Here is a 1,241-nt window from a genome sequence, read left to right as displayed (position 1 = left end):
CCGTCAACGCCGGTCAGTGATCCCCCGTCCGCCGGCCGGCCGTGGTGGGGCGGGCCGACGGACGGGGGATCACTGACCGGCGTTGACGGTGGCCGACTCGATGGCGCCCGTCTCGGCGTCCCACTCGGCGAGCACCTCCTGGTAGGTGCCGTCGTCGATGATCGCCTGGAGGGCCTGCTGCAGGGCATCGCGCAGCTCGGGGTTGTCCTTGGGAACCGCGATGCCGTAGGGGGCGGCGTCGATCTGCTCGCCGACCACCTCGAACAGCTCACCGTCGCGGGCGGTGGTGGCGTTGTAGAGGGCGACCGGGAAGTCGGTCACCACGACCTGGGCCCGGCCGCTCTGGAGCTGGGTGATCGACTCGTCGTCGGTGTCGTTGACGAGCATCTCGATGGGCTCGTCACAGCTCTCCCCCTGCCGCTCGACCAGCGCCTCGTTGGAGGTGCCCCGCTGGGAGGCGACGGTCAGGCCGCACAGGTCGTCGAGGGTGGCGATCCCCTCGGGGTTGCCGGCGGCGACCAGCAGCGCGGAACCGGCCTCGAAGTAGTTGACGAAGTCGGCGCCGCCCTCGGCGTCCTCGCTCAGGCCCTCCTGTCGCTCACGGGTGTCGGTCATCGCCGACATGATCACGTCGTAGCGGCCGGAGTTCATGCCCAGGACCAGACCGTCGAAAGTGCCGTTGACGAAGTCCATCGGGACGCCGAGCTGCTCGGCCATGGCGTCGGCGATCGCCGGATCGATGCCGGTGACCTCGTTGTTCTCGTCGTAGTACTCGATGGGGGCGTAGGCGATGTCGGAACCGACGGTGATCTTCCCGGCCTCCCGGATGCTCTCCGGCAGCTGGTCGTACAGGGGCGCGTCGGTGTTCACGGCGCCGTTGTCACCGTCGCCGCCGTTGTCGCCGTCGTCGGAGCCGCAGGCGCCGAGCACCAGCACGCCGGCCGTGACCAGCGCGCTCGCGGCGAGGAGCCGGGGGCGTCGGCGGAGGGACGGACGAGGGGAAGAGGGGGTCATCGCGGTGTCCTCCTGCGGGATGGTGCGGGGGAGTGTGACGAGGGCGGGTGTGGAGGTGATTCCACGGGGAGCCGCGCACACGTCTTCGAGTGCCGCGACTTGTTGCCAATGGCCGAATCCTGCCATCCGAAGGAAGGACGTGCGTTCACCGCTGCGTCACGACCGCATAACGGACGCTTTCACCCGTCGTGGTTCACCCGCCCGCGCGCCCTGCCGCCCCTGTCTCT

Annotated in this window: 1 protein-coding gene; it reads right to left on the bottom strand. The window is 69.9% G+C overall.

The window, feature by feature from the left end; translation table 11 throughout:
• Positions 1-69: 69 nt before the first annotated feature.
• Positions 70-1,014 carry an ABC transporter substrate-binding protein gene (locus FNQ90_RS23745; protein ID WP_182608222.1) on the bottom strand — a complete coding sequence of 315 codons (945 nt, stop codon included), beginning with the start codon at positions 1,012-1,014 and terminating at the stop codon, positions 70-72.
• Between the last annotated feature and the right edge of the window lie 227 nt (positions 1,015-1,241).

This window comes from Streptomyces alkaliphilus, assembly GCF_014141535.1.
Classification (GTDB): Bacteria; Actinomycetota; Actinomycetes; order Streptomycetales; family Streptomycetaceae; genus Streptomyces; species Streptomyces alkaliphilus.
Note: the sequence above shows the minus strand (reverse complement) of the source record. Positions and strands in the feature narration are given on the sequence as shown.

Excerpts from the sequence above, each read along its gene's own strand:
- FNQ90_RS23745 (WP_182608222.1), bottom strand. The coding sequence starts at position 1,014 with ATGACCCCCTCTTCCCCTCGTCCGTCCCTCCGCCGACGCCCCCGGCTC.